Genomic DNA, 18013 nt, shown 5'->3' on the forward strand with positions numbered 1-18013 from the left:
TCCATCCTGCCTCGTTCCCTCGCGCCCGTTGGCACGGGATACTGCAGCATGGCGTACGACGAGGAAATGGCCGAGCGCATGCGCGCGGCGGTGAGCGAGGAGCCGAATGTCACCGAGCTGAAGATGTTCGGTGGTCTGGCCTTCCTGATCAATGGAAACATGGCGGCGTGCGCGGCCAACGCCGGCACGCTGATGCTGCGAGTGCCCCCGGATTCCGGGGGCGAGCTTGCCGAGCAACCCGGGGTCGAGCCGGTGGAGATGCAGGGCCGGCTGATGACGGGCTGGCTCTACGTCAGCCCCGAGCTGCTGGAGACCGAGGAGTCGCTTGGCCGGTGGCTCCAGCTCGGAGTCGAATACGCCCGGTCCCTGCCACCGAAGGTGCGCAGGCCCGGCAGCAGAGCCGGCCGCTGAACGGTCAGCCGCCCCAGCTCGCGAAGCAGAACGGGTGGCCCGCCGGATCGAGCAGCACCACCCACTTGCCGTCGGCGTCCTCCGGCTGCGGATCGGCCAGCGTGGCGCCGAGCTCCTGGGCGCGCCGGCTCGCCGCCTCGACGTCACTCGCGTCGAGGTCGAAGTGGAACTGCTTGTCCCCGGTGTTGGGCCAGGCGGGCCGCCGATAGTCGGGGGTCTCACCGAACCCGAGGGTGGTGCCACCCGGAGTGGTGACCATCGCGTACCCGCCCTCGTCGTGGGTGATCTGCCCGCCCAGCAGGGCGGACCAGAAGGTGGCCATCGCGTGGGCGTCGTCGCAATCGAGGGTGACCATCGCCAGCCTGAAACTCGTGTCGCTCGTCATGCCAGCAACGCTAGGGCGCGGCCAGGCGGCCCGTCTTGAACAAATCGGACATCCACCGCCTGCCCGGTGCCGTGCCAGTCAGCGGCTGGCCCGGCGAGCAGCCCCTTCGGCGTGAGCCCGCACACCGAGCAGCTCGGTAACGATCCCACACCCCCGCTCACGCTTATCGCCCTGCATTCACGCGCCCCCAATTGGGAGCGCGGGACAATTGACCGATAAGCGTGAGCGGGAGGGGTCAGCGGGACTGGGGGAGCTTCCTGGTCCGGCCGGGGTTGGACGGGGGCGGGACGACGGGGCCGAGGTCGCCGTCCGGGGCGGTGTCAAGGTCGACGATCACCGGGGCGTGATCGCTCGGGCCCTTTCCCTTGCGGGCCTGACGATCCACCCAGGCGGCGGCGACCCGCGCGGCGACCGGTTCGCTGGCCAGGATCAGGTCGATCCGCATGCCGAGGTCCTGGTGGAACATGCCGGCGCGATAGTCCCAGTAGGAGAACACCCGCTCGCTCGGCCAGCGACGGCGTACCACGTCGATCAGCCCGGCACCCTCGATCCCCTGCAGAGCAGCCCTTTCCGGCACCGTGACGTGGGTGTGGCCGACGTAGGCGGCGGGGTCGAACACGTCGACATCGGCCGGGGCGATGTTCACGTCGCCGCAGACGACCTGATCTGCCGGTCCCGCCGCCACGAACTCCCGCAGTGCGCCCAACCACTCCAGCTTGTAGCGGTAGTGATCCGAGTCGACCTCGCGCCCGTTGGGGACGTAGACCGAGGTGACGCGTATGCCGTCGCAGGTCGCGGTGAGCGCGCGGGCCTCCGGTTCGGGAAAGCCGGGCATGTCGGGGAAGCCGACCTGGACGTCGGTGAGCCCGACCCGGGAGAGGATCGCGACCCCGTTCCACTGGGCCTGGCCGACGGTGGCGCAGGTGTAGCCGCGCTCGGCCAGCGGCCCTTCGAGCAGCTCGGCGAACTTGTCCTCGCTCAGCTTGGTCTCCTGCAGGCACACCACGTCCGGCACTCGTTCGTCCAGCCAGGGCAGCAATCGCGGCAGCCGCTGCTTGACCGAGTTGACGTTCCAGGTGACGATTCGCACGGGCTCAGCCTAGTCGGCGAGGACGCGCCCTTCAGAGGCGTACGGTGGCCTCGATCTGGACGGCGTCGGCCACCTTCAGCGCCCCCATCATCGCGCTGTAGGGCTTGATCCGGAACTGGCTCTGCACGATGGTGCCGGTCAGCCGATAGCCGTCGCCGGTACGCTCGACCGCCAGCTCGAGCGGGCGGGTGACGCCGTTCAGGGTCGCCTCGCCGCGGACCGTGCCCCGCTCCAGGTCGCCGGTGACCTCAGAGGCGGTGAACGTCAGTTGCCCCTCGCCCAGCGACCCGGCGGCGTTGCGCTCGATCGTCTTCCGGTCGGAGGCGGACACCTCCTTCGCACCGCCGGCACTGTCGCGAACGCTGATCGAGTCGAGGTCGGCGGTCGCGCTCAGCGTGCAGTCGGCCGCGGCTTCGGCCAGGCCGAGGGTGGCCCGCCAGCGGCCGACCGCCAGGGTGAGGTCGTGGCCCATCCGGGCCATCGCGCCCTCGCAGCCGGTCCGCACCAGCAGTTCGCCGTCGGCCGGGGTCAGCTCCCGGGTCTGTGTGCTCATGGCCCCATCCTGCCAACCCCGGCCACACCACGCGGGCGGGGCCGGCGGGTCAGGCGGCGACCGTGTGCCCGGCCAGGTGCCGGTCGTCCCCGGTCAGCGCGGCGAGCACCCGGCGTACGCCCGCAGCCTCCGCGGCACGGTTCTGCCGCTCCAGGGTGCGGGCGAGCAGCAGGGTGGCGTACTCGTCGGTCGGGTCCTGCTCCAGCAGCACCCGCAGCTCCCGCTCGGCCTTGCCCAGCGCGGCGCGGTGGTAGTGGCAACGGGCCAGTTATTCCCGGGCGTCGCGGTTGCCGGGTTCGGTCTCGAGCAGTTCGGCGAAACGGGCCGCCGCGTCGCGATAGTTGCGTTCGGCCGAGGTCAGTGGCCCTGCGCGTCGCCCCCGTCGGCCGGATGGGACCCCGTCGGGCGATCCGCGGCCCGGGCGTCACCGTGGCCGGTCCCGTCACCGTGACCGACCTCGTGTTCCGCGCCGTGCTCCTTGCCGTGCCCCTTCTTCCCGAAGGGCAGCAGATGCATCACCAGCACCACGACGGCACCCACCAGCAGGCCGATGATCGCCGAGCAGATGGTGTTCACCAGCCACCCGAGGAAGGGCCCCAGCACCGCGACGTAGGCGACCGGCTCCTCCAGGTGGTGCACCAGGTTGTATGGGGTCTTCCAGCCGAGGTCCTTGGCGCCGACGAGCAGGATGTGGCCACCGACCCACAGCATCGCGGCGATCCCGACCGTGGACAGAAAACTGAGCACCTTCGGCATGGCCGCGACCAGGAACCGCCCCATCCGCTGGGCGCCGGGCGACTCCCGCTCGGTCAGATGCAGCCCGATGTCGTCCATCTTCACGATCAGGGCGACGACGCCATAGACCAGGGCGGTGATGAAGATCGCCACGATGACCAAGGTGATCGCCCGCGGCCAGAACGGCTGGTTGGCGACCTGGTTGAGCGAGATCACCATGATCTCGGCGGACAGGATGAAGTCGGTGGTGATCGCCCCGCGCACCATCTTCTTCTCGTGTTCCGGCCCCAGCTCGATCACCGGCTGGGCGTCCTCGCCCTTGCCGTGCCCGCTGACCGCCTCCCAGATCTTCTCGGCCCCCTCGAAACACAGATAGGTGCCACCCAGCATCAGGATCGGCGTGAGCAGCCACGGCACGAACTGGCTGAGCAGCAGGGCCACCGGGAGGATGAAGATCAGCTTGTTGCGCAGCGAACCGACGGCGATCTTCCAGATGATCGGCAGTTCCCGCGCCGGGCTGAACCCGTGCACATAGCGCGGGGTCACCGCGGTGTCGTCGACCACCACGCCCGCGGCCTTGCCGGCGGCGCTGCTGGTCAGCTTGGCGATCACGGCCACGTCGTCGAGCAGAGCGGCGAGTCCACCAGCCATGAATCCTCCAGGTCACTTGGTCAGATCGTCGGCACAGCCTATCGGCCGCTCAGGTCCGGGCCGATCACCAGCACCCGCACCCCGAGCTGCTCAATGCCCCCGATACATCGGGGGCGCGGCACGGCTCAGGGCAAGGAACCGGCACCCTTGAAAACATACAACTGCTCGGTTGTATATTAGGGACATGGCCGAAGCCGATGACCTCGCGGATGCGTGGTTCCACGCGCTCGCCGACCGGACCAGACGAGACATCCTGCGTCGGGCCCTGGCCGGGGAGCACTCGGTCTCCGCTCTGGCAGAGCACTACGAGATGAGCTTCGCCGCGGTGCAGAAGCACGTGGCGGTGCTGGAGCGGGCAGGACTGTTGACCAAGCGGCGCCGGGGTCGGGAGGCCCTGGCCAGCGGCGACGTGACCGTCGTGCGCTCGGTGAACGCCCTGCTGAACGAACTCGAGGCGGTCTGGCGTGGCCGGATCGCCCGCATCGACGAGTTGCTCGCCGAACCCGGTGAACAACCGAACGCACCATCTCCCAGCACGAAAGAGGAATGATCATGCCCGTCACCGACGTCAGGCACGACCTGGACCAACGCACCCTCACCATCACCGCGGACTTCGCGGCCCCGGTGGATCGGCTCTGGCAGGTGTACGCCGACCCGCGCCAGCTGGAACGGATCTGGGGTCCGCCCGAGTGCCCGGCCACCTTCGTCAAGCACGAGCTCACCCCGGGCGGGGTGATGCACTACTTCATGACCGACCAGTCGGGCCAGAGGTACCACGGTTACTGGCGGATCACCGAGGTCGACCAGCCGCGCTCGTTCAGCTTTGTCGACGGCTTCGCCAACGAGGACTTCAGCGCCGATGAGAACCTGCCCGAGTCGAGCAACACGTTCACCTTCACCGAGCACGACGGGGGCACCCAGCTGGTCGCCGTCAGCAGCTATCAGACGGCCGAAGCGCTGCAGCAGGTGCTCGAGATGGGCGTCGTCGAAGGGGCCAGCGCGGCGGTCAACCAGATCGACGCGCTCGTCGCCTGAGCCACGCGCACCGGCCTCAGCGCGGCGGCCCGGCGGCGAGCTGCTCGGCGGCCAGGGTCGGGTTGTACGCACACGAGCTGCGCAGGTCGTCGCTCGGGGCGACCGGCGTGGCGGTGCTGCCCGGCGCGCCGCCGGCCTGCAGGGTACGCCGGGTGCTCGGCGCGCTGGTGGCTCGCGGCGCCTGGCTCGCGGGGGCCCGGGCGGTGGCCGAGCGCGGCGGCGTACCGGGTCCGGTCGGGGAGGCCGAGGGAGGCGCGGCGGGAGACGGGGGCGCACCGGCGGTACCACCGGACTGTTGGATCGCCAGACCCACCCGGGCCCGCATCATCGCGAAGTCCGGGTTGGCCGAGGAGAACCCGTCCACCCCGTGCTTGAACGCCACCGAGCGGACCTGGGCGTTCTTCACCCGGTTGGACAGGTCGACCACCGCGGGCAGCACCTCACGCGGCAGGTCCGTGAGCACCATGTCCTTGGACGCCGCGGCCACCGCCTCATAGCGGGTCAGCATCGTCGCCGGGTTGGCCTGCTGGATGATCGCGAGCACCGTGCACCGCTGACGGTCCATCCGCTGGAAGTCGTCGGCGCCATAGCGGCCGCGGGCGAACCAGAGGGTCTCGGTGCCGTCCAGGTGCTGGTTGGGGCCGGGCCGCAACCACTTGGAGGGTTTGATCCCCTTGTCGGTGTCGCCGCCCATCGCCACCCAGGTGTTGATGTTCACGGTGATCCCGCCGAGCGCGTCCGCCAGCGCCTTGAACCCGGAGATCTCGACCAGCAGGTAGTAGTCAATCTTCAGCCCGGTCGCCTCCCCGACCGACAGCTTCAGCGCGTCGGCGCCGAGGTTGTCGGTGGGGCCGAGCACGTCGGCGGGCACCTGCTTGGGCAGGTTCTCATACATCTCGTTGGCGAAGTGTTCCTGGTCGTCGGCATCCCCGTCATAGAACCCGTTCGGGAAATAGCGGTGCAGCGGGGAGTCTGCGGGGAAGGGCATCCGGGCGGTGTTGCGCGGGATGCCGATCAGGGTGGTGCTGCCGGTGCGGGTGTCAATGCTGGCGACCATGATGCTGTCGGTACGGGTGCCGGTGCGGTCCTTGCCGGCGTCCCCGCCGAGGATCAGGATGTTCACCCGCGCCTTGTTCTTCCACGGGTTGCTGGCGTCGAGCCGGGGCGCGGTTCCGGAGCGGATCTGGTCGTCGCGCCGGAACACCCCGTCGAGCAGCGCGGCCTGGTCCCAGGCATAGCGCGCGACGACCGCGAGCGGGGCGGTCACCGACAGGCAGAGTACGCCGACCAGGGCCGCGCCGAGCCCGCGGCGTACCTTGTCCCAGCCGCCCGGACGCAGCAGCAGGTGGGTGGTCACCACCAGCACACCCCAGCCGAGGGCGAGCAGCACGAGCAGCCCGCAGACCACCCGGAGCACGGTGGGATCAAGGACCGCGTGCAGCAGGGCGAACCGGTTGGTCAACGCCAGCACTGCGAGCACCAGGACCAGCACGCCCCAGCCGATCAGGATCCCCAGACCCAGCCGGCGCCGACCGGCCCGCCACAACCCCAACCCCGGCAGATAGGTGCCAAGGGCCGTCCACAGGGCGGGCCGGGCGAAGTCCTGGTCGGCCTGGCGCCGACGCGCGACCCCGGCACTCCCCTGACTCACAGACACGCTGGGGATCGTAACCCGCCGCGGGTCGCCCGAGTCGGCGTACGCGGCGAGATGGGGACCGTGGTCGGACCCGGTGCGCGCCGGTTCAGCCCCTGGTGCCGGGGACGCGGTCGGGGTCGGGGTCGGTGGGAGCCAGCGCCGGTTCGTCGGGGGCAGAGAGGGTCAACCGGGCCCGTTCGACGAAGTCGGCCCGCTCCAGCTCGTCCTCGATCGCCTGCATCCGGCCCTGCAGCACCGACTCGGCGTCGTCGCGGGACAGGTCGACCGCCGCCACCAGATAGAGCCGGGAGGGGCCGACATATTCCAGCCACAGGTAGGTGACCCGGTCGATGTCGGGCCGGGCGAGCAGGGCGCGCAGGGCCTTGTTCCGAATCCGCTGATCGACCGTCTGCCCGACCAGGAATTGACCGTTGCGGACGATCAGGATCAGCGCGACCACGCCGAGCAGGACGCCGACCAGTATCGAGCCGACGGCGTCAAACACCTCGTTGCCGGTGAGCTGGTGCAGCCCGATCCCGGCGCCGGCGATCAGCAGTCCGATCAGCGCGGCGAAGTCCTCGAAGAACACCGCCCGCAGGGTGGTCTCGGAGGTCTGCAGCACGAACTTCATCGAACGCATCCCCGCGGCCCGCGCGGAGCTTCGGGTCTGACGGACCGCCTGGGTGAAGGAAATCCCTTCCAGCACAAAGGAAATGGCAAGCACGATATAGGCCCACCTGTAGTCCATCTCCTCCTCCCCCGGCACGCTCAACTGCGAGATGCCGTGGGTGATGGACAGGATGGAGCCCGCGGTGAACAGTCCGAAGGCGGCCACCATCGACCAGACGTACGCCTCGCGGCCATAGCCGAGCGGGTGGGAGTCGTCGCGGGGCTTCACCGAGCGCCGCTCGGCGATCAGCAGCAGCACCTCGTTGCCGGTGTCGGCCCACGAGTGCGCGGCCTCGGCGACCATGGACGCCGATCCGGTGATCATGGCCACGATCGACTTGGCCACGGCGATCAGCGCGTTGGCGACCAGCGCGATGATGACGGTGAGCAGCCCCTCGGGCTCCTTGGCCCCACCACCGTTCGGTCCGGTCATGGGCCGAGCCTAGTGCCGTACGCCTTCGCGCGGCTCGCCGGTCTGCAGGCCCTGAACCACCCGCCGATGCACCCGGGCGATCAGCGGCGGGGCGGCATCGGGCAGCAACCGGACCAGCCCGTCCGGCAGCCGCGCGTCGCCACCGACCAGCACCCGCGGCCGCCCGGCGGCGACCCCGTTGAGGATGATCATCTCGGCGCGGACCGATTCGGTGAGCCCGCGGACGCCCAACTTATGACTGCCCTTTCGGAATCCGCGGCCTACCCGCCCCCGGAAACCTACCGGCGAGTCACCCCGCGTGGTACTCCTGCAGGGTCCAGGTGCTGGCGGACAGTTCGAGGCGGGTGCAGAGCAGGTGCACCGGATCCAGCTCGAGGGTGCCCATCGGCGTCGGCGGCTCCCCGCTGAGCAGGGTGCGGACCGACTTCAGCACCAGCTGGCCCGGGCCGCGCAGGCCCTCGATCACCCGCACCGGCCGATAGCGGTCACCGGGGCGTCCCCACACCGGCAGGTGCTGCGGCCAGAGCAGACCGACCATCGGGTGGACCCAGTCGGCAGGGTGGTCGTGCTGCACCGGGCGGGCTCCCCCGGCCGGGACGATCTGCCAGCAGTTGGTCGCGTTCTCGCCGCCGACGTGTTCCACCGAGTGGCTGCGGACCACCCAGCGACCCGGTGCCACCGACACCTCGGCCACCTCGTCATGCGCCTGGACCAGGGCGGACGCGCGGCGCTCGTCGGCCAGCTGCCGGACCCGATCCAGCAGCGCGTCGACGGTCACCTGATCCATGCACCGATGGTGCCGCAGCCGGGGCCGCGCGACCAGCGTCTGGGCCCAGAACGGTCAGGATGTGGGCGACTGGTTGCCCGCAGTGGCCCGCTGCTGCTCCGCGGCGCGTCCCTCGCCACGTCGGGCCAGGAAGCCGACACCGACGGCCAATGCGAGACCGCCCAGCCCGAGCCCGCCGCCGAACGCCCTGTCGCCGCCGCGGGAGCCGCGGGAGTCACCGGTGGAGGCGAGGCCGCCGCTGGACTCCTTGGCGTCCGTTCCTGATGGCGCCGAGACCGGCTGGCTCGATCCGGTCGCCGTCTCCCGCGGCCCCTCGGCCGCCAGTGGGGCCTCGTTCGGGGCGGCCTTGTGCCCGGCCCGCGGGACGGGGACCTCCTGCGGTGCGGGGGCGCTGGTGGTCGCGCTCGGTGTTGGGGTGGTCGAGGTCGGCGAGACGGTGGCACTCGGCGAGGCGGTCGGGCTCGGCGAGGCGGTGGAGCGCGGGGAGGCGGTACGCCCCGGTGTGGCGGTGTTCTCCGGCGTACGCCGCGGCGACGGCTCGGCGGTTCCGCGGGGGGACCGGCGCGGGCTCGGCGTACCCTCCGGGGTCTGGTTGGGGGTGTTCCGGTTCGAAGGCCGGGAACTGCTCGGGGTGCGTTCGGGCGTACGCTCCGGCGTCGCGGTGCGCGTGGGCTCCTTCGTGGCGCTCCTGGTCGCGGTCGCCGTCTTCGACGGTGTCTTCGTCGCCGTGCGTGACGGGGTCGGCACGATCGTCGGCTTCGGCTTGAGCGCCTTGGTCACGTCGGCGCGCAGCTGGGCGAGCCGGGCGTGGAACGCCTCACCCGGGCAGCGGGTGGCCGAACCGGGGCTGTCCTTGTGACCGATGATCCTGCTCGGGGAGATGTCGTAGGCCCAGCACAGGTAGGCGAGCAGGCTGACCAGGGCGTCCCACTGCGCCTTCGGCGGGGTCGACTCGGTGTACATCCCCTCGTTCTCGATGCCGATCCCGGTCTGGTTCGAGCCCGGCGCGTGGATGCCCTCGATGAACGACTTGCGGGTGGCCAGCGCCTTCAGCGTGCCGGTGCGGGCCTCCAAGATGTGCCCGCCGCGGCTGATCGTGAACTGCTGCCCCGAGTCGCCCCAACCCTGGCCGATGTGCTGGTTCTGGATGCTGCGGGCGACGGCGTACGCGTGCGACAGCGAGGTGTCGGAGGAGTTGGCGCTGGCGGTGTGGTGCACCACGAGCACGGTCGGGCGGCGGTTGATCGTGTTCAGCCGCATCGTCGGCTGGCGGGCACCCCAGTCACCGGTGCTGTGGATCTTCGGCTGCTTCGGGGCGGCGGCCAGTGCGGGCAGGGTCCCGGCACCGATGGCGATCCCGGCGACTCCCAGACCGGCGGCCCCGCCCAGCACCACGCGGCGGGACAGCCGGCCCTGCGTCGACTCCTCGGGTGCGACCGACTGCTCGGTGGCGACCGGTTCGTGGTTCTGGCACATCTGGGGCTCCTGGCCTGGGTGGTGGCGCTTACGGATTCGACGCTAGGCAGCGGAGAGCGCATCCGTCGCCTCGGCGACGGCGGATCCTTCCTCCCGGTTCGGGCGTGACATGCTGACCGGCGTGGAACTGCGGTCCGAAGAACCCTCCGGCGGGCCCTGGCGGGCGATCTCCGGTTCCGGACTCGTCGAGGACCTGCTGCGGCGAACAGCCCGACCCGACGGCCGCCCGGTGGTGGTCGCTGTCGACGGGCGCGGGGCCGCGGGGAAGTCCACACTGGCGGAGTTCGTCGTGGCGCGGACCGAGGGTTCCGTGGTGGTGCACACCGACGACATCGCGTGGCACGAGGGCTTCTTCACCTGGGGCGGCTTGTTGCGGGACGGGGTGCTCGCGCCGGCCAGTCGGGGCGAATCGGTGGCCTTCACCCCGCCGGCCTGGGGCGAGCACGGCCGAGCCGGGGCGATCGAGATCCCCGTGGGGACTGCGCTCGTGGTGGTCGAAGGCACCGGGGCGGCTCAACGTGCGGTCGCCGACCTGGTGGACGTGGTGGTGTGGGTGCAGTCCGATTTCGCCGAGGCCGAACGGCGGGGTATCGCCCGCGACCTCACAGCGCGGGTCAACGGGGACGCGGAGCAGACCGTCGCCTTCTGGCACGAGTGGATGGGCCATGAGTTGGCCTTCTTCGCCCGGGACCGTCCCTGGGATCGTGCGGATCTGATCGTCGCAGGGACTCACGTGATCGACCTTCTCCCAGGTGAGTTTGCCATCGGACGGGGAGCCGTTCGTCGGCGACCGGCGTTACGCTGACCCGATGCGGCGCGCGCTGGACCTGCACGACCTGGTGCAGGACCTCTCCGAGGAGGTCGGACGGCGCCTGGTCGTGCTGGACGACCGGATGCAGGTGCTGGCGTACTCGATCCACGAGACCCCCGACGACCGGCGCCGCCTCTCCTTCGTGCTGGCGCACACCGACGCCTGGCAACCGCTGCCTCCGGGGGCCGACGAGGAGGTCGCCGACGAACCCGGGCTGGGACGGCGGGTGGTCTGGCCGCTGCACGATCATCGCCACCGGGTGGGGCATCTGCTGCTGGTGCTCGATCCGGGCGAGGAGGCGGTGCCGGAACGGGTGCGGGCGCGGTTGACCGGTGCCGCGCCCCAGCTCGGGGTGACCTTGTCGCTGCGCACGCTCTATGCGGCCCGGGATCGGCAGCGGGTCCAGGAGTTGCTCGGCGCCCTGGTCGGTGCGGATGCGACGGCCCGCGCCGCGGCGGCCCCCGCGCTGGTCGAGGAGGGGTTGATCGGAGCGTCGGAGCAGTACTGCGCGGTGGCTCTCGGCGTGCTGCCGCGGGTCGCAGAGGCGCCGGACCAGGCGGCCCTGGCCGTCGCGGGCGTCCTCGACTTCGTCGCCGCCACCTCGACCGCGTCGCTGGCCGGTGCCGCGCTCGACGAGCGGACCGCGGTGCTGGTGTTCCCCCGCCCGGTGGTGCTGCCCCGGTTGGAGCGGTTGCTGCAGCGACCCGAGCTGTCGGCGGTCCGGGCAGGAATCGGCCCCGTGGTCGGCTCGCTCGAGGCGGCCCACGAGTCGTACGCCCGGGCGCGGCGCGCCTGGCGGGTCTGCTGTGTGGACACCGATTCCGGGCCGGTGCGCGCCTGGGACTCGCTCGGGCTGGACCGGCTGCTGGCCATGCTCCCGCTGGACGAGCTCACTGGGACGGACCTGCCGTCGTCGGTGCAGGAACTGCTCAAGCTTGGGCCTGACCTGGTCGCGACGGTGGAGCGGTACCTGAGCTGTGGCGGGGACGCCCAGCAGACCGCGCGCGAGCTGACCATCCACCGCTCGACGCTCTACTACCGCCTCGATCGGGTGCGGGACCGGCTGTCGGTGGACCTCGCCGACGGCCAGGTCCGCCGCGAACTGCACACCGGACTGCGGATCGCCCGGCTGGCCGGCTTGGTGCCGAGCGACTGAATCCGACACTGTGTCGGAAACCGAGCCGGCAATTTTGCGCAACTGCCCGTAGCATCGATTCTCCTTCCGTCACTAGCCTCAATCACAGGACATCGACGAGGGAGTTGCGATCATGCGGGTTGCGATCATCGGCGGCGGCATCGGGGGACTCACCCTGGCCCTGGCGCTGCGGCAGTACGACATCGATTTCGACATCTATGAGGCGGCCGCCGAGCTGCGCGAGGTCGGCGCCGCGGTCGCTCTGGCCGCCAACTCGGCCCGCTTCTACGAGGGCCGGCTGGGCCTGGGTGAGGCGTGCAACGCCAAGTGGTTCGAGGTGTCGGCGCTGATCTATCGCGACGGGCGGACCGGCGAGGTGATCGGCAACCACACCGCCGAGCGCTACCGCGAGACCTACGGCGGGCCCTTTGCCGGCATCCATCGGGCCGATCTGCAGCAGATCCTCTCCCAGGCGGTCGGGATGGAGAACATCAAGCTGAACAAGCGGCTGACCTCGATCGACGACTCGGGCACCGAGGCGGTGCTCAGCTTCATCGACGGCACCACCGCGACCGCCGACCTGGTGATCGGTGCGGACGGTGCACGCTCAACCGTCCGCCGACTGCTGCTCGGCTATGACGACGCGCTCTATTCGGGGTGTTCGGCGTTCCGCGGGATCGTCGGGCTGGACCAGCTCGACCTGCTGCCCGACCCGGCGGCGATCCAGTTCTGGATGGGCCCCGGCGGTCACCTGCTGCACTATCCGCTGGACAAGGCCGGGACGCACAACTTCTTCCTGGTGGAGCGGAATCCGAGCCCCTGGGTGGAGAAGAGCTGGGTGATCCCGGCGGACGGGTCGGAGCATCTGAACCACTTCCGCGACTGGCACCCGGCGATCATCCAGATGATCACCGCGGTCCCGGTCTCCGAGCGGTGGGCGCTGTATCACCGGCCCCCGTTGTCGCGGTGGAGCCGGGGTCGGGTCACCCTGCTCGGCGACGCGGCGCACGCGCTGGTGCCGCACCACGGCCAGGGCGCCAACCAGTCCATCGAGGACGCGATCGTGCTCGCCGACCAGCTCGGTCGGAACTCGGACTGGGATGCCGCCCGGGCGGAGTACGAACGGCTCCGGCGCGGGCGTACCCGCAAGGTGCAGTATGCCTCGATCACCACCGCCGACGTGTTGCACCTGCCCGACGGGCCACGCGCCGACGAGCGAAATGTTCGCCTGGGCAGGGAAGGCGCCGGCGCCCACCACCTCGGCTGGATCCACTCCTTCGCCGCCGACACCGATGAGCCCGACGAGGCCGGCGGCGGCACCTGGCTGTAAGTGGGGGGCGCTCAGCGGGCGGTGGGGCGGAAAACCTTGCCGGGGTTGAGAATCCCGAGGGGGTCGAAGGCGGCCTTCACCTTGCGGTGCAGCTCCAGCGACAGCTCCCCGACCTCACGTTCGAGCAGGTCCACCTTCATCGTTCCTACCCCGTGCTCGCCGGTGATGGTGCCGCCGAGATCGAGACTGAGCTCCATGATCGCGTCGAACAGCTCCTTGGCGCGCCTGGTCTGCTCGGGGTCGTTCGCGTCGAAACACACGGTGGGGTGGAAATTCCCGTCGCCGGCGTGACCGACCACCCCGACCAGCAGGGAATACTTCTCGGCCAACTCGGCGGTGCCGTGCACCAGATCCACCAACCGGTCCCGCGGCACGCACACGTCGTCGATCATCGTGGTGCCGAATCGTTCGAAGGCGGTCAGCACCTGACGTCGGGCGGCGAGCAGCTGTTCCCCCTCGGCCGGGTCCTCCGCGATCATCACCTCACCGCCAGCGGCCTCGAAGTGCTTGGCCACCATCTCGATGTCCTGCGTCGCGCGTTCCCCGCCGACGTCGGACTGGGCCAGCAGCACGGTCTGCACCGAGTCGTCGAAGCCCATGTTGAACGCCTCGTTGACGGCGTCGATGCTGGCCCGGTCCATGAACTCCAGCAGCGACGGCACCGCCCCGTCGGCGATCAGCGCCGACACGGCCGCCGCGGCGTCCTCGCAGGAGCCGAACAGCCCGGCGACGGTGAGCGGCTGCTCGGTCTTCGGCCGCAGCATCAGCGTGGCCTCGGTGATCACGCCGAGGGTGCCCTCCGATCCGACGACCAGGCGGGTCAGGTCATAGCCGGCAACCCCCTTGACGGTACGCCGACCCGTGCGCAGCACCCGCCCGTCGGCGAGCACCAGCTCCAACCCGAGCACATAGTCGGTGGTTACCCCGTATTTCACGCAGCACAGCCCGCCGGAGTTGGTGGACAGGTTGCCGCCGATCGAGCAGAACTCCCAGCTCGCCGGGTCGGGCGGATAATAGAGCCCGTGCTCCAGCACCGCCCGGGACAGGTCGGCGTTGAAGATGCCGGGCTGGGTGACCACGAGCCGGTTGGCCGTGTCGATCTCGATGATCTGGTCCATCCGCTCGACGTTCAGCAGGATGCAGCCGTCGATCGCGATCGCGGCCCCCGACAGCCCGCTGCGGGCTCCCTGCGGCACCACCGGCACCCGGTGTTTCGTGGCCACGCGCATCACGTGCTGCACCTGTTCCCGGTCCCGGGCCCGGACCAGGGCGATCGGGCTTCCGGGCTCGACGAACATGGCCCGGTCGACGCTGTAGGAGGCCAGCACGTCCGGGTCGGTGTTCAGCACGTTGTCCGGCAGCCCCTCGGCGAGGTCGGCCAGGACGGTGTCGACGGCGGTGTCGGTCATGGGTCCGAGCGTACGCCGAACGGCGTCACTGCGTGACCAGAGTCCTGAACCGCTCCAGCACCACCGGCATGTCCTCGCTGAACCCGCGTCCGTGCTCGGCGTGCTCGGTGAAGAAGCGCCGGTGCACCTCGCGCCAGTGCGCCAGCGAGCGATCGCCCTCACCCTCGGCGTACGCGTGTTCGGCGCCGACCCGGTCGAACGGGACCACAGCGACCTCGGTGGTGCGGATCAGCGCACGCGGATGGCCGCGGGAGTCGAGGATGATGGACAGATCGCCCGGCTCGGGCAGGGATTCCTGGTCGGCGTGGTAGTCCCAGCGGGCACTGGCGGTCGCGGTCTTGGTGCCGTCGAGGACCAGCCGCAGCAACTCGTCGGCCTGCTCGGGAGTGGCGCCGAACGACCAGGCCGCGGGGCGCATCGTGTCGGCCACCACCGGGCCGCCGTACGCCCGCGCCGGGTTCAACCCGGCGCGTACCCGCGCGTCCGCCCAGAACGCGTCGATCTCCTGCTCGTCCATCCGCCAAGGCTAGCGGGGCGATTCGGACAGCCGCGCAAGATTGGAGAAGCCGGCGTACGCCCGCTCCCCTAGCGTTGTCGCCAGCAGGCCACTCGACGCGAGGAGCACAATCATGGCCACCACCATCCGTCCCGGCGCCCCCATCTGGATCGACCTGTCCACCTCCGACACCGAGGCCGCCAAGAAGTTCTATGGCGAACTGTTCGGCTGGGAGTTCGCCGACACCGGCGAGGAGTTCGGGCACTACCAGATCATCAGCTGCAACGGCGCGCCGGTCGGCGGCGCGATGAGCTCCGAGATGGGCGACGGCACCGCGCCCACCGCCTGGGGCGTTTACCTGCGTACCAACGATTCCGCGACGACCGTGCAGGCGGTCAAGGACAACGGCGGCCAGGTGCTGGTGGACGCGATGCCGGTCGGCGACCTGGGCACGATGGCGATCTATCTCGACCCGAGCGGTGCCGCGATCGGCTCCTGGGAGGTGGACCAGTTCGGCGGGTTCGAGCTGCCGCTCACTCCGGGTACGCCGCGCTGGTTCGAGCTGATGAGCACCGACTATGACAAGGCGGCGCCGTTCTATCAGCGGGTGTTCGGCTGGGAGCTGACGCCGATGGGTGGCACCGACGGTGAGGAGTTCCGGTACGCCACCTTCGGCGCCGGCGACGACGCGGTCTGCGGAATCTGTGACGCCGCGCCCTTCCTGCCGGCGGGGGTGCCGTCGTTCTGGCGGATGTACCTCGGGGTGGTGGACACCGACCAGGCGGTCGCCAGGATCAACGAGCTGGGCGGCAGGCTGGTCGACGGGCCGGAGGACACCCCGTTCGGCCGGATCGCCACCGTCGCCGACCCGCAGGGCGCGATGTTCCAGATCGGTCAGGATCCGACCGACCAGGGGTGATCAGCAGGGGTGATCAGTCGAACGGCGGCTGGTACCGCGGCTGGTAGAGCAGGATCGGGTCGGCGCCCGGAACCTCTATCTGCACGGTGATTCCGAAGCCCCGGTCGACAGGCTCGCCCTGGAACACTGCACCGCGCCCGGACAGCTCGGCCGTGGTGGCGGACAGGTCATCGGTGAGCAGGGAGATCTCGTGGTGCCGTTCGGTGGCGAACGTCTGCCCCGCGTGCTCGCTGCGGGTCGGGTGGGTGCTGACCTCGACCCGGCCGCCGTCGAAGATCAGCCAGCCGCCGCCCGCGTCGGTGGAGCGCCACTGCAGCACGTCCCGCAGAAAGGCGCGGGTGGCGTCGGCGTCGTCGGAATAGATCAGCGCGTGGACCGCAAGCATGGCGCGAGCCTGGCGGCCCAGCACCACCGGGCGGCAGGGCCAGCACCGCACAACTCCGGTCTCTTGGAGCGGGTCGGCACGCTGGGCCGCGGAATGCGGCTGGGCGCCAACCGAGAGACCGGAGTTGTGCGGTTGGTCAGACGGTCAGTTCCTGGGTGCCGCGTTGGACGGGCGGCCCCAGGGGCCGGTGATCGCCAGCGTGTAACCCGGAGACTGGATGTTCACGAACAGGGTGTCGCCGCTGGCGTTGAACGCCGGCCCGGCGAACTCCGAGTCGTTCACCTGGTTCAGCGCCAACGGATACGCCTTGCCCTGCTCGGTGACGCCGACCAGGTGCGACTTGCCGTCGCCGTCCTCGGCCAGGATCAGGCCGCCGTGGGGGGACACGGTGATGTTGTCCGGGCCGTCGAAGTTGTTGCCCTCGGCGCCCGTGTCGGGGTTCACGCCGAAGATGGTCTTCAGCGTGATCCGGCTCTTGCCCGGCTCGTAGTGCCAGACCTGGCCGTCGTGCTCCTTGGCGGACCCGTCGCCGGTCCGGGCATAGCTGGCGACGAAATAGGCGCCGCCGTCGCCCCACCACATGCCCTCGAGCTTGCGCGAACGGGTGATCTGGTCGTTGGTGAACTGCTTGCGGGTGGACACGGTGCGGGCGTCGCGGTCGGGCACCTTGACCCACTCGACTCGATACCTGGTTTTCACCTCGGTGGCCAGCGACAGGTCCGGCACGTGGTTGCCGAACTGGTCGAAGCACTTCATCGCGTCCAATGTCCCCACCTCGACGGCACCGTCCTGGGCCAGCCGGTGCAACGAGTGCAGACCGAGGGGATAGCCGGCCGGCGGGTTCCAGCGATAGAGCAGACCGTTCGGGTTGCCGGCGTCCTCGGTGAGATAGATCGCACCGGTCGTGGGGTCGGTCGCGGTGGCCTCGTGGGCGTACCGGCCGAGGAACTTCAGCGGGATCGGTGAGAGGTCCACGTTGGCCTGCTGGCTGGCCGGGTCGACCTCGAACACGTAACCGTGGTCCTTGGTGTAGCGGCCGCCGGCGCGGGTCTCGGTCTCCTCGCAGGTGAGCCAGGTGCCCCAAGGGGTCTCGCCACCGGCGCAGTTGTTCACGGTGCCGGCGACCGAGGCGTACTGCTGCTGCGCGTTGTTCTGCGCGTCGACCACGATGGTGGTGGTGCCACCGCGGGCGCCCGGGTCATAGACGATGCCGGCGTCCAGGGGCACGGGATGGGGCTCGGAGCCGCCGATCTCGTGGTTGGTGATCAGCACGGAGCCGCCGTTCGCCCCCGGGAAGACGCCCATCGCGTCGGGGTCGGACGGGTGCACCATGCCGCCGGCCAACTTGCCGGTCTCGGCGATCACCTTGTAGCTGAACCCCTTGGGCAGCGCCAGGATGGCGCCCGGGGTGTACTGCAGCGGGCCGTAGCCGTGGGCGGGCCGAGTGGCGGCCGCCGCATCGCGGACGAACGGGGAGAGGCTGCCTGCGCCAGTGAGCGCGAAGCCGAGCACGGCGGCCGATCCGCCGATGAACCCGCGGCGGGATACGGAGTCGTTCATGGGAGGTCCCTTCCAGTCGAAGCCGGTCGTACCCACCCATCCAACCGACGTGGGGGTACGCCGACTCGGCCAGCAGGTGACCTCCCGGTGAACGTCCGCTGAGGGTC

At 70.4% G+C, this 18013-nt stretch carries 21 protein-coding genes; 7 read left to right on the forward strand and 14 right to left on the reverse strand.

The annotated features are described in order from the left end of the window. The first annotated feature begins 48 nt into the window (after window positions 1-48). On the forward strand, window positions 49-411 hold the full coding sequence (locus tag CGZ93_RS01405) for a TfoX/Sxy family protein (RefSeq protein WP_094362349.1): 363 nt from the start codon (window positions 49-51) through the stop codon (window positions 409-411). Between the two features lie 4 nt (window positions 412-415). On the opposite strand, the gene CGZ93_RS01410 is transcribed toward CGZ93_RS01405, so the two are convergent. From CGZ93_RS01410 to CGZ93_RS01425, 5 genes are all read right to left on the reverse strand, one after another. Beyond that, window positions 416-796: a VOC family protein gene (locus CGZ93_RS01410; protein ID WP_094362350.1), complete on the reverse strand. Its 381-nt coding sequence runs from the start codon at window positions 794-796 to the stop codon at window positions 416-418. A 235-nt stretch (window positions 797-1031) separates the two neighbouring features. Next, complete coding sequence (locus tag CGZ93_RS01415) at window positions 1032-1886, reverse strand: exodeoxyribonuclease III (RefSeq protein ID WP_094362351.1); 855 nt, start codon at window positions 1884-1886, stop codon at window positions 1032-1034. Window positions 1887-1917: 31 nt separating this feature from the next. Beyond that, window positions 1918-2439, reverse strand: coding sequence for a YceI family protein (locus tag CGZ93_RS01420; protein ID WP_094362352.1), 522 nt, complete (start codon window positions 2437-2439; stop codon window positions 1918-1920). 49 nt (window positions 2440-2488) lie between these two features. Next, entirely contained in the window at window positions 2489-2650 is a 162-nt protein-coding gene (locus CGZ93_RS18660) for a hypothetical protein (protein WP_176451585.1), read from the reverse strand. A gap of 146 nt (window positions 2651-2796) precedes the next feature. Then, a complete protein-coding gene (locus CGZ93_RS01425; RefSeq protein WP_094362353.1) occupies window positions 2797-3825 on the reverse strand; it encodes a DUF808 domain-containing protein in 1029 nt (342 codons plus the stop codon). A gap of 184 nt (window positions 3826-4009) precedes the next feature. Between CGZ93_RS01425 and CGZ93_RS01430 the strand changes: the two genes are divergently transcribed. Both CGZ93_RS01430 and CGZ93_RS01435 read left to right on the forward strand, forming a co-directional pair. After that, window positions 4010-4375 (forward strand): ArsR/SmtB family transcription factor, encoded by a 366-nt coding sequence (locus CGZ93_RS01430; RefSeq protein ID WP_094362354.1) that lies wholly within the window; start codon window positions 4010-4012, stop codon window positions 4373-4375. 2 nt (window positions 4376-4377) lie between these two features. Continuing rightward, window positions 4378-4860, forward strand: coding sequence for an SRPBCC family protein (locus CGZ93_RS01435; protein ID WP_094362355.1), 483 nt, complete (start codon window positions 4378-4380; stop codon window positions 4858-4860). Between the two features lie 16 nt (window positions 4861-4876). Here CGZ93_RS01435 and CGZ93_RS01440 read toward each other — a convergent pair whose 3' ends face one another. The 5 genes from CGZ93_RS01440 to CGZ93_RS19190 form a co-directional block, all read right to left on the reverse strand. Next, a complete protein-coding gene (locus CGZ93_RS01440; RefSeq protein ID WP_141211033.1) occupies window positions 4877-6517 on the reverse strand; it encodes an LCP family protein in 1641 nt (546 codons plus the stop codon). A gap of 85 nt (window positions 6518-6602) precedes the next feature. Beyond that, window positions 6603-7598 carry a cation diffusion facilitator family transporter gene (locus tag CGZ93_RS01445; RefSeq protein WP_094362357.1) on the reverse strand — a complete coding sequence of 332 codons (996 nt, stop codon included), beginning with the start codon at window positions 7596-7598 and terminating at the stop codon, window positions 6603-6605. Between the two features lie 9 nt (window positions 7599-7607). Further along, window positions 7608-7829 (reverse strand): hypothetical protein, encoded by a 222-nt coding sequence (locus tag CGZ93_RS18665; protein ID WP_094362358.1) that lies wholly within the window; start codon window positions 7827-7829, stop codon window positions 7608-7610. Window positions 7830-7887: 58 nt separating this feature from the next. Next, the gene (locus CGZ93_RS01455; protein WP_094362359.1) at window positions 7888-8385 is read right to left on the reverse strand and encodes a hypothetical protein; all 498 of its coding nucleotides are present in this window, start codon (window positions 8383-8385) and stop codon (window positions 7888-7890) included. 54 nt (window positions 8386-8439) lie between these two features. Further along, complete coding sequence (locus tag CGZ93_RS19190; RefSeq protein WP_229117116.1) at window positions 8440-9861, reverse strand: peptidoglycan recognition protein family protein; 1422 nt, start codon at window positions 9859-9861, stop codon at window positions 8440-8442. Between the two features lie 121 nt (window positions 9862-9982). On the opposite strand from CGZ93_RS19190, the gene CGZ93_RS01465 reads away from it, so the two are divergent. From CGZ93_RS01465 to CGZ93_RS01475, 3 genes are all read left to right on the forward strand, one after another. Then, window positions 9983-10666 (forward strand): nucleoside/nucleotide kinase family protein, encoded by a 684-nt coding sequence (locus CGZ93_RS01465; protein ID WP_229117117.1) that lies wholly within the window; start codon window positions 9983-9985, stop codon window positions 10664-10666. 4 nt (window positions 10667-10670) lie between these two features. Then, a complete protein-coding gene (locus tag CGZ93_RS01470; RefSeq protein WP_094362360.1) occupies window positions 10671-11828 on the forward strand; it encodes a PucR family transcriptional regulator in 1158 nt (385 codons plus the stop codon). Between the two features lie 112 nt (window positions 11829-11940). Beyond that, window positions 11941-13137, forward strand: a complete 1197-nt coding sequence (locus tag CGZ93_RS01475; RefSeq protein WP_094362361.1) for an FAD-dependent monooxygenase — start codon at window positions 11941-11943, stop codon at window positions 13135-13137. 11 nt (window positions 13138-13148) lie between these two features. On the opposite strand, the gene CGZ93_RS01480 is transcribed toward CGZ93_RS01475, so the two are convergent. Beyond that, window positions 13149-14546 (reverse strand): FAD-binding oxidoreductase, encoded by a 1398-nt coding sequence (locus CGZ93_RS01480; RefSeq protein ID WP_094362362.1) that lies wholly within the window; start codon window positions 14544-14546, stop codon window positions 13149-13151. A gap of 25 nt (window positions 14547-14571) precedes the next feature. After that, on the reverse strand, window positions 14572-15063 hold the full coding sequence (locus tag CGZ93_RS01485; RefSeq protein WP_094362363.1) for an ASCH domain-containing protein: 492 nt from the start codon (window positions 15061-15063) through the stop codon (window positions 14572-14574). 112 nt (window positions 15064-15175) lie between these two features. Here CGZ93_RS01485 and CGZ93_RS01490 point away from each other — a divergent pair, with 112 nt between their 5' ends. Then, window positions 15176-15961 (forward strand): VOC family protein, encoded by a 786-nt coding sequence (locus CGZ93_RS01490; protein ID WP_094362364.1) that lies wholly within the window; start codon window positions 15176-15178, stop codon window positions 15959-15961. Window positions 15962-15974: 13 nt separating this feature from the next. Here CGZ93_RS01490 and CGZ93_RS01495 read toward each other — a convergent pair whose 3' ends face one another. Both CGZ93_RS01495 and CGZ93_RS01500 read right to left on the reverse strand, forming a co-directional pair. Next, window positions 15975-16346 (reverse strand): VOC family protein, encoded by a 372-nt coding sequence (locus tag CGZ93_RS01495; protein ID WP_094362365.1) that lies wholly within the window; start codon window positions 16344-16346, stop codon window positions 15975-15977. 144 nt (window positions 16347-16490) lie between these two features. Then, window positions 16491-17906 (reverse strand): alkaline phosphatase PhoX, encoded by a 1416-nt coding sequence (locus CGZ93_RS01500; protein ID WP_094362366.1) that lies wholly within the window; start codon window positions 17904-17906, stop codon window positions 16491-16493. Between the last annotated feature and the right edge of the window lie 107 nt (window positions 17907-18013).

It is taken from the genome of Enemella dayhoffiae (assembly GCF_002250625.1).
In the GTDB taxonomy this organism is placed as follows: domain Bacteria; phylum Actinomycetota; class Actinomycetes; order Propionibacteriales; family Propionibacteriaceae; genus Enemella; species Enemella dayhoffiae.